General features: G+C 69.8%; 10 protein-coding genes. 6 read left to right on the forward strand and 4 right to left on the reverse strand.

All coding sequences use genetic code 11. The annotated features are described in order from the left end of the window. A partial coding sequence (locus ACFWGJ_RS37655) for an ANTAR domain-containing protein (RefSeq protein WP_387333469.1) occupies positions 1-331 on the forward strand: 331 nt, incomplete at its 5' end. A 5-nt stretch (positions 332-336) separates the two neighbouring features. Here the strand turns inward: ACFWGJ_RS37655 and ACFWGJ_RS37660 are convergent. From ACFWGJ_RS37660 to ACFWGJ_RS37670, 3 genes are all read right to left on the reverse strand, one after another. Continuing rightward, complete coding sequence (locus tag ACFWGJ_RS37660; RefSeq protein ID WP_387333470.1) at positions 337-1038, reverse strand: DUF2238 domain-containing protein; 702 nt, start codon at positions 1036-1038, stop codon at positions 337-339. A 149-nt stretch (positions 1039-1187) separates the two neighbouring features. Further along, complete coding sequence (locus ACFWGJ_RS37665; protein WP_387333471.1) at positions 1188-1628, reverse strand: RNHCP domain-containing protein; 441 nt, start codon at positions 1626-1628, stop codon at positions 1188-1190. Positions 1629-1655: 27 nt separating this feature from the next. After that, the gene (locus ACFWGJ_RS37670) at positions 1656-2042 is read right to left on the reverse strand and encodes an RNHCP domain-containing protein (protein ID WP_387333472.1); all 387 of its coding nucleotides are present in this window, start codon (positions 2040-2042) and stop codon (positions 1656-1658) included. 408 nt (positions 2043-2450) lie between these two features. On the opposite strand from ACFWGJ_RS37670, the gene ACFWGJ_RS37675 reads away from it, so the two are divergent. From ACFWGJ_RS37675 to ACFWGJ_RS37685, 3 genes are all read left to right on the forward strand, one after another. Next, positions 2451-3250 (forward strand): IS5 family transposase gene (locus ACFWGJ_RS37675; RefSeq protein ID WP_169752452.1). Its coding sequence is split into 2 segments (ribosomal slippage): positions 2451-2799 and positions 2799-3250, totalling 801 coding nucleotides; the frame shifts between segments, so codons are not numbered across the junction. A gap of 743 nt (positions 3251-3993) precedes the next feature. Beyond that, positions 3994-5298, forward strand: a complete 1305-nt coding sequence (locus tag ACFWGJ_RS37680) for an SMI1/KNR4 family protein (protein WP_387333473.1) — start codon at positions 3994-3996, stop codon at positions 5296-5298. 92 nt (positions 5299-5390) lie between these two features. Beyond that, on the forward strand, positions 5391-6065 hold the full coding sequence (locus ACFWGJ_RS37685; RefSeq protein WP_387333474.1) for a DUF4232 domain-containing protein: 675 nt from the start codon (positions 5391-5393) through the stop codon (positions 6063-6065). Positions 6066-6140: 75 nt separating this feature from the next. On the opposite strand, the gene ACFWGJ_RS37690 is transcribed toward ACFWGJ_RS37685, so the two are convergent. After that, a complete protein-coding gene (locus tag ACFWGJ_RS37690; RefSeq protein ID WP_387333475.1) occupies positions 6141-7085 on the reverse strand; it encodes an AraC family transcriptional regulator in 945 nt (314 codons plus the stop codon). Between the two features lie 74 nt (positions 7086-7159). On the opposite strand from ACFWGJ_RS37690, the gene ACFWGJ_RS37695 reads away from it, so the two are divergent. Together ACFWGJ_RS37695 and ACFWGJ_RS37700 are read left to right on the forward strand one after the other, a co-directional pair. Further along, positions 7160-8137, forward strand: coding sequence for an SDR family NAD(P)-dependent oxidoreductase (locus tag ACFWGJ_RS37695; RefSeq protein WP_387333476.1), 978 nt, complete (start codon positions 7160-7162; stop codon positions 8135-8137). A 239-nt stretch (positions 8138-8376) separates the two neighbouring features. Next, a partial coding sequence (locus tag ACFWGJ_RS37700) for a class I SAM-dependent methyltransferase (RefSeq protein WP_387333477.1) occupies positions 8377-9020 on the forward strand: 644 nt, incomplete at its 3' end.

A 9020-nucleotide genomic window follows, 5' to 3' on the forward strand; every position in this document is an offset into this window, starting at 1 on the left:
CAACCTGTTCCGTGACCGGCGCGGTGCGCTGGACGGCAGGCAACTGCTCCTCGCGCAGGCGCTGGCGGACACGGCCACCATCGCCATCCTCCAGCAACGGGTCGTGCACGAGCAGGCGACCGTGATCACTCAGCTCCAGCACGCTCTGCACTCCAGGGTCGTCATCGAGCAGGCCAAGGGGTACCTCGCCCAACGCCATGGCACCGGCGTGGACGAGGCGTTCACCAGGATGCGCACCCATGCCCGCCGCCACACGACCAAGCTCACCGACGTGGCCCGCCAGGTCCTGGACGGGACCGCCGCGCCCGCCCTGCTGGACCCCGAGCCCTGAAACCGTCAGGCGGCACTTCTGCCGGCTCCGAACCGCTCGGCGAAGGTCTGCCGGCCCAGACGGGCGAGAGATCGGTCGTGGACGCGGCTCAGGAGCAGCAGGGCGCAGGTGGCGCCGATCAGGGCGCAGAACATGTCCCACTGGGTGTCCCACACGTCTCCCTGGGTGCCCAGGAAAGCGTCCGCGGCCTCGCCTCCGGTGACCGCCGCCAGCCATTCCAGCATCTCGAAGACGGCGCTGAAGGCGAGGCAGGCGCAGACGGTGAGCGGGGCGAGCCAGCGGCTGCCGCGCAACGGGGAGGTGCGGACGAGGAGTTCGCGTACCAGGATGGCCGGTACGAAGCCCTGCACGAGGTGGCCGAAGCGGTCGTACGGGTTGCGGTCCCAGCCGAGCCAGTCGCGCACCCAGTCCCCTGCGGGCACCTGCGCGTAGGTGTAGTGGCCGCCCACGATGAGGACCAGGGCGTGTGCCGCCAGCAGAGCGCACAGCAGGCCGCTCAGCGGGAAGCGGTGGCGCAGCAGGATCGCCAGCGGCAGGCCCGCCATCACCCACACCGTCTCCAACAGCCAGGTCGTCGGATCGGCCGCGCCGAACCTCGACACGACGAGCGCTGCGGTCACCGCGACGGCCAGGGCGGCCGGCAGACGACGCCTGGGCGACAGTCCCGCGTCCAGTGTCGGAGCGGGGCCGGGATGGGTGGCGGTCATGGACTGCTCCTCGTATTCAGGGCGGTCCCCCACTATCGGACTCGCCCGCGAGCGGTTGCATGAGTACGTGTACTCAGCTTGGTTTGGGAGCTTCGCTCCGGCGCGGTGTCGGCCCGCAGGTGTTCCATAACCTCTGCCAGCCACCCTGGTCACAGAGTGCGCAGGACACGGCTCGCGGCCCTGGGGTCGGCCAGCGGCCTGAGGGCGAGCCGGACAAGGGCGAGCGGGTTGTCGTCGCCCGCGATGCGGTTGGCGCTGAGCTCGTCGCACACAACGCACTGGTGGATGATCATCCACTCGCCGTCGCTCCGTACGGACATACCCAGCGCCTCCATCCGGCCCCGGCAGTCCGCGTCGCGGTCACCCGGGACTTTCCGGTCGACGTGCAGGCTGGCCAGGCAGTTCGGGCAGTGGTTGCGGTGCGCGGTGCCGGGTGCGTCCAGGGACACGTCGAGGTGGCAGGACGTGCACCGGAAGGCGTTGGCCCGGTGTCCGCCCTGGGTGTGCAGGACATCTTTGTGACGCTGAGGGCGGCGTCGGGCACGGCTGTCGCGGCCGTCGCGCTTGTTGCGGTTGTTGTTGCGGGACATGACGGTGCTCCTTTCCTTCTCAGGCGGTCAGAGGGTCCCGAACGCTTCGAGTGGGAAAGGCGGTTGGGCCAGCGGGCGGACGGCCATGCGCATCAGGATGAGCTGGTTGTCGTCCGCGCAGACCGGGTTCGAGGTGAGTTCGCCGCAGCGCACGCAGCGGTGGATCACCGTCCAGTCACGGGTGCGGAGCACGGCGATGGCGATCGGGGACATCCGTCCCTCGCAGTCGCTCGGACCGCCCTCGCAGTCGCTCGGACCGCCCTCGACGTGGTCGAGGACGTGCCGGGAGCGCAGGCAGGACGGGCAGTGGTTGCGCGGCGCGCCGTCGGCGGCGTACGCGGACACGGTGAGACCACACCATGTGCAGGTGAAGGTGCCGAGGCTGAGGGTGTTGTTGGTGGGGTGGCTGGACACCCGGGTGCTCCTTGCTGGATATGGGTCAGGACAGCAAGAGCAGGCCGAGTGGCCTCGTCAGAGGGCAGCCCGATGTCGCCGCGGAGCGGTGAAGGGGCAGGTCAGAACACCGGAGGACACGTCCGGCAGCGGCCCGATGAAACGGGCGGCACATAGCCGTAGACGGTTACGCGGTGTGGCGAGGCGCACTCGGCGCGGGCCGGGACATCATTACACCTTTTTCCAGCACATAAAGGAACAGAACGAATCAGAACGACTGGTGCAGCTAACAGGGCGCCCGGCAGGGCTGTCAACGCAATATCCGACGCGCTTGCCGCTGGGCCGTTCCCAGCGGAACCAGGCGCGCTCCTGACCGACACACATTAGAGATCATCTCATTTGGCTAGCTAGACTTGTGGTGTGTCGAAGATCGTTGAGCGGCTGGTGCCGGACGAACTGTGGGAGCTGTTCCAGCGAGTGGTTCCGGAGGCGCCGTCGCGGCCGCAGGGTGGCGGCCGGCGTCGGCACGGCGACCGTGAAGTCCTGGCTGCGATCGTCTTCGTGGCGACCTCAGGCTGCACGTGGCAGCAGGTGCCGGCCGCCTCGTTCGGCCCGTCGGGTGCGACGGCCCACCGGCGGTTCACCGAGTGGACCAAGGCCCGGGTGTGGGCCAGACTCCACCGCCTGGTCCTCGACGAACTCGGATCGCGCGGGGAACTGGACTGGTCCCGTTGCGCGATCGACTCGGTCAACATGCGGGCCCTGAAAAGGGGGAGCTGACAGGTCCGAATCCTGTGGACCGGGGCAAGTACGGGTCAAAGATCCACTTGATCACGGAGCGGACCGGCCTGCCCCTGTCCATCGGTATCTCGGGCGCCAACACGCACGACAGCCAGGCACTGATCCCTCTTGTGAAGGGCATCCCGCCGATCCGCTCGCGCCGCGGCCCCCGACGGCGCAGACCCCGAAAACTCCATGCGGACAAGGGGTACGACTACAACCACCTGCGACGATGGCTGTCCAGCCGGGGCATCCGACATCGCATCGCCCGCAGAGGTATCGAGTCCTCTACCCATCTGGGCCGGCACCGCTGGACCATAGAACGCACGATGTCCTGGCTCGCCGGATGCCGCCGACTGCACCGCCGCTACGAACGCAGAGCCGATCACTTCCTAGCCTTCACCAGCATCGCCTGCACCCTCATCTGCTACCGCAGGCTGGCCAAATGAGATGACTTCTAAGAGAAACTCAGCAACGGGACTCGCTGTTCACCACGCCGTGCGCGGCCTCGCCCGGCTGCACGATCTCAACCTTGCCGGACAGGGCCATGGCCGTACGCGGACAGGCCCCTCACCCGCGTCCGCCCGCGGGGTGTGGCGCGTGCCGGGGCCACTGCGGGCCCACCTGTTCCACCACGGCGGCCCGGAACATTTCCAGAAGGACGCATCCGGGATACGTCCCGAACGCTCCGTACTCGTGGGCGACGTCCGAAGGATCCCGAGGCAGCTGCACACCAGGAGCATAGGCGGCGAACCTCTCGGCCCCGCAACTGCCCGTCACAATGCTGCGGAACAGCCCTTGAAGGCAACGCCGTTGCAATAACTCGCACCCAGGGCTTCGTCCCTTGCAAAGCAGATTTTCAGGAGTGTCTGCGGCACAACTGTCCGCCCTACTGACGTGTCCGCAAGTGTGGGCTCCGTCAGGCGAGGTCTGCCGGAACATCACGTCCCGTCCCAGCCGGGCACCCTGCGCCCGGTCGTGGCACGACATCTGCGCGGTCTCCGCGACCGGATCGGTCTGTACAACCTCCCCGGCTGGCCGACGTCCGAGCGGTCCGTCGGCGGGCCGACGTCCTCGACCGTGATGTCAGTGGGCGTCTCTAGCATGGACGATGCCAGGGTCGAGCCTGCCCAAGACTCCTGCGCGTTCAACGACCATGCGGGCATCGGGACATCAGAACGTCAGGAGTGCTGTGCGATCGATCTTCGGGGATTCCGCCGACCCGGAAAACGGGACGGCCGCGGAGCGGCTCAGGACCGTCGAACAGTGGCGCTCCTACCTGGCTGGGTACGGCGCCGATGTTCTGCGGGTGTCCGCCGAGGGCGAGTTGTACAACGTCAGCGACGGGCAGCGGGCCGGCGGGTGGCTGGGTTACGAGGGTGCGGACGAGCAGCGGATCGCGGCTCTGGAGGACCGGCTCGGCACCCGGCTTCCGCCCAGCTACCGCTCGTTCCTGGGCGCCTCCGACGGCTGGTTGCACCTCGGCCCGTTCATGTACGCGATGCGTACGACCGGCGCCCTCGACTGGCTCGACGAGGACGACGCCGACATGTACCTCGACACCTGTGACGACGAGCCGGACGACACGAGCGAGCGCGTCAGAGCCCCCGTCCTGCTCATCGCTGACGAGGGCGACGCCCAGTGGTGGCTGCTGGACTCCGGGGACGTGTCGCAGGACGGTGAGTGGGCCGCGTACACCTGGTCGAGTTGGCAACCGGGTCTGAGCGACCGGTACGGGTCCTTCGCCGAGCTGGTGGAGGCGGAGCGCGCCTCGTTCGAGGAACTCAAAGGCCGCCAGGGCAGAGCCGTGCATCCAGAAGGTGCCGAGCAGTTGGTGGCCGAGGGACGTGCCCAGGCGCTGCGGGGCGAGGTGGAGAGAGCGGCGGCCACCTTCGAGCAGGCCGCCGTCAAGGGCTCGGGTGCCGGTGCCTACCTGGCTGTCATCCTGGGCGCCTTCCTCGACCTGACCCACGCGCATCACCAAGTCCGCAATGGCATCCTCGGGCGCCCCCATGTCATTGAGGAGGTCGGCCTCGAACAGGTGCGGGCGGAGGCCTTGCCGCTGTATCTGCGTCGCACGGTGGAGGAGTACGGACCTGGGAGGGACTTCTCGACGGTGCTCGTCCCGGAGCTCCGCATGGTCGACGGCAAGCCTGTCACGGACTGGGTGCCTCACTCCACCGTGTCCGCCCCGCCGACGCTTCCCGAATCCCCCGTCTTCCAGGAGGCCCTGGACGCGGCCAGGACGATCGCCCTGTCCGGTGCCGCCGGCGCCACCGACGACGCCTGGACCGTCATCGAGACCGCTCTGCCCCACTGGCACTCCGAGTCGCCGCACCGTATAGCCCCGGTCGTGCTCCTCACCGACCCGGCCTTCCGTGAGGTGATCACCGCACCCCGGGCCCGTCTCGTCGTCACCACACCGCGGGGCGAAGCGTGCGAGCGGCAGGAGCCCGGGGGTACACCTGGCCGCGGCGTCGGCGGAGGTACGGGCTGAGCGAGTGGGCGGACGCGCGGTGATGCCGGTCCCAGCACACCGAACTACGTGGGGCATGCATGTTTCCATGGGGGATGGACAGCCGAGTCGGCATGAGTGCCAACGGAATGAAGAAGGTTCACAAGCCCGTCCTGGTCTCAGGACTGGTCGCACTGGGTGTACTCGGGCTGGGTGCGTGCGGCGGTAGCGGCGGGGATGCGCAGGCTGCTGCTACCAGCGTGGCATCGGACGGTCCGGGCGCCAGCACAGCGACCGGAGGCGATCTGCCCACGGACTCCGCCACGGCGAGCGACACCGCTGCGGCCACCCCGAAGCAGGGCGCCACGGACAGCCCGGGATCGGACAGCCCGGGCATGGGCAGTGACTGCACCACGGACCGTCTGCGCGCCGGTCTCAAAGCCACGGGCCAGGAGATGAACAGCAAGTACTTCGACCTGACCCTGACCAACATCAGCGACGGCAGCTGCGCTCTCAAGGGGTATCCGGGCCTGTCGCTGACCGATCAGAACGGCGATCGCATCGGGAAGCCCGCGACCCGCACGCAGGACGGATCCGCAAAGAACGTGGTCCTGAAGGCGGGGCAGGCCGCCCACGCAGTGGTGCGGACCCCCGACAAGGGCGTCACGGACGGAAAGTGCTGGGCGAAACCGGCACGGATCAAGGTCTTCCCGCCGAACAACACAGCGTCCCTGTCAGCGGACCCCGCCGAGCTCCAGGTCTGCGGCGACTCGTTCACTGTCGGACCGTTCACCACGCAAGCGAGCTGAACCGCCCGCGCAGAGAGCACCGGCGCTCTTCGTGGTCGGGCGGGAACCGCGGGCCGGACCAGGCCTGCGAGTGGGCTAGGGCGTCGTCCCGAGCCGTCGGCGGTAGTGCAGGGGGGACTCCCCCACCGCGCGTTTGAACGCGGTGCTGAACGCGCTCTCCGAGCTGTAGCCGAGCTCCGCGGCGAGGGAGCCGACCCGGACATCCGGGTCGCGCAACGCGCGCTGGGCCAGCAACATCCGCCAGCGCGCCAGATACGCCAGCGGCGGGGTGCCCGCGGTGGCGCGGAACCGCTCGGCGAAGCTGGTGCGGGACATCCCGGCGGCGCGGGCCAGTTCGGCCAGTCCCCAGGCCTGCCCGGGCTGTTCGTGCATCAGCCGCAGCGCCGGGCGCAGTGGTTCGTCGGCCAGCAGCCGCAGCCAGCCGGCCGGTGTCTCCTCCTGTTCCAGATACGTGCGCAACATCTCCAGCAGGAGGAGCTGACCGTTCTGCCGGATGGCGAACCCCGAACCGAGCCGGCCGCCGGAGGCCTCGTCGAAGAGCCGCTCGACGATGGCGCCCAGGCGGGAGGCGGCCGGCGTCGCCGCGTGCACGTGGACCAGGCCGGGCAGCGCCGTCCTGAGCAGTGCAAGGCCTGCCGGACTCACCCTGACCTCGCCGCCGACGAGCACGTCGTCAGTGGTCAGGTCGGCCTCGGCCAGCGCCATCGCGTCGAAGCCCGCCCCGGGGATCAGCTCCACCGGTGTCCCGCTGCCCCGCCCTCCGCGCATGTCGACCCAGGTGCGGTGGTTGAGCAGCGCCACGTCGCCCGCGGCGAGCTCCACGGGACCGTCCGGTCCGCCCGGCCCGTCCACCGTGATCCGGGCCGACCCGGCGACCAGCACCATCAGCTTGAGCGGCCGGGACACCGCGCCCCTGGACACCCACGGTCCACGGACCGCGAACCCGCCGGTCATCAACCCCCGCACTTCCACCACGTCGAACACATCGGACAGCACGTCCGCGACCGCCACATCAGACATCCCCGTACTCTCGCGCAGAAAATACGGACGCACAACGATTCAGCGTCCGGAGTACGCCGTCGAGACTGGGAGACATGACCACACAGCAAGTCCCGCTGGGCACTCCGTTCACCGCCTCCTCCACCGCCGACGACGTCCTCGACGGCCTCGACCTCTCCGGTCGGGAGGTGATCGTCACCGGTGGCCACGGCCGGCTCGGCCGCGAAGCCACCCGTGCCCTGTCGGCCGCGGGCGCCACGGTGACGGTGGCCTCCCGCGACCCCGAACGGGCCGGCGCGGCAGTGCACGGGCTCCCCGGGGTGCGTGTCGAGCGCCTCGACCTCGCCGACCCGTCCTCGATCGATGCCTTCGCCCGGCGGTGGCTCGCCTCCGGCCGGCCCCTGCACGCCCTGGTCAACAATGCCGCCGTGCTGTTCACGCCACAGCTGGTGCGCGACGCGCGGGGTCACGAGCTCCAGTTCTCGACCTCGCACCTCGGCCACTTCCAGCTCACCAGGGCACTTCTGCCGGCCCTGCTGGCCACGAACGGCGCCCGGGTGGTGACGGTGACCTCGGGTGCGGCACGCATCGGCGAGATCCGCTGGGACGACCTGGCCTTCACTACCGGGTACGACCCCGGCACCGCCTACGGCCAGTCCAAGCGCGCCAACGTCCTGTTCACCGTCGAACTCGACCGCCGGTACGCCGCTCAGGGCGTCCGCGCCTTCGCCACCCACCCGGGAGTCGTCATCGGGCCGGGCCCGTTCACGCCGGAGGAGGCCGCGGCGTACCGTACGCAAGGGCTGGTCGACGACCGCGGTCACACCGTCATCGACCCCGACGCCGGCAAGAAGACCATCGCGCAGGGGGCCGCGACCCTCGTTTTCGCCGCCGCGAGCCCCCTCCTGGACGGCCACGGCGGGGTCTACCTCAAGGACAGCGACATCGCCGTGCTCGACGACGAGCAGCGCCCGCTGACCGCGGACAGCATCCCCTCGGACGCCAACTCGGCGATGCTCGACCCCGACGACGCGCAGCGGCTGTGGAAGCTGAGCGAACACCTGCTCTCCTGACCACCCCGTGCCGGTGCCGCTGCCGCGTCGGCCATCGCCGGATCAGGGGCGTCTCCTGGAGAGGATCGCGAAAAGCTCCTCCACGGGGATCCTCGGCTTGCGGTCCGCTGTGAGCAGGCCGTTCACCTCCCGCTCCGTGTCGGTGAACCGGGTGTAGCGACAGCCGGCTAGACCGCACCGTTTTGCCGGAACGGCAACAACAGTGGTGTGAGCGGAGCGCGATGGGCGACGGTGGGGCCATGGCTGACAACACCCTTCGACCGCCCGCCTCCGACACCCCTTTCACCTCCGACGGATACGCCGGCGATCCGGCTGTACGGGCGGAGTGGGACAACCGGTACGCCGACCGCCGGCAGTTGTGGAGCGGGCGGCCCAACGGCGCACTCGTGGCCGAGGTGGCCTCGCTCACGCCCGGACGTGTGCTCGACGTAGGGTGCGGCGAGGGCGCGGACGCCGTCTGGCTGGCAGGCCGCGGCTGGGACGTCACCGCGCTCGAAGTCTCGGGAATAGCGCTGGAGCGGGCTGCCGGGCACGCACGGGACGCGGGCGTGGCCGTTCGCTGGGTCCACGCCGCACTGACCGAGGCGGCGCTCCCGTCGGCCTCGTTCGACCTGGTCTCCGCGCAGTACCCGGCCCTGTTGCGCACCCCCGACGCCGCAGCCGAGCGAGCCCTGCTCGCGGCCGTCGCCCCCGGCGGCACGCTCCTGCTCGTGCACCACGCGGGGATGGACAGCCCGCAGGCGGACCACAGCGAGTTCGACCCGGCCGACTACGTCTGGCCCTCCATGGTCGCCGCTCTGTTCGACGACGACTGGAAGGTGGAGGTGGACGAGCAGCGGCCACGGACGGCACCTGAGGGCGGCGCCGGCGCGCACCACACCGA

It is taken from the genome of Streptomyces sp. NPDC060205, assembly GCF_042728395.1.
GTDB lineage: Bacteria > Actinomycetota > Actinomycetes > Streptomycetales > Streptomycetaceae > Streptomyces.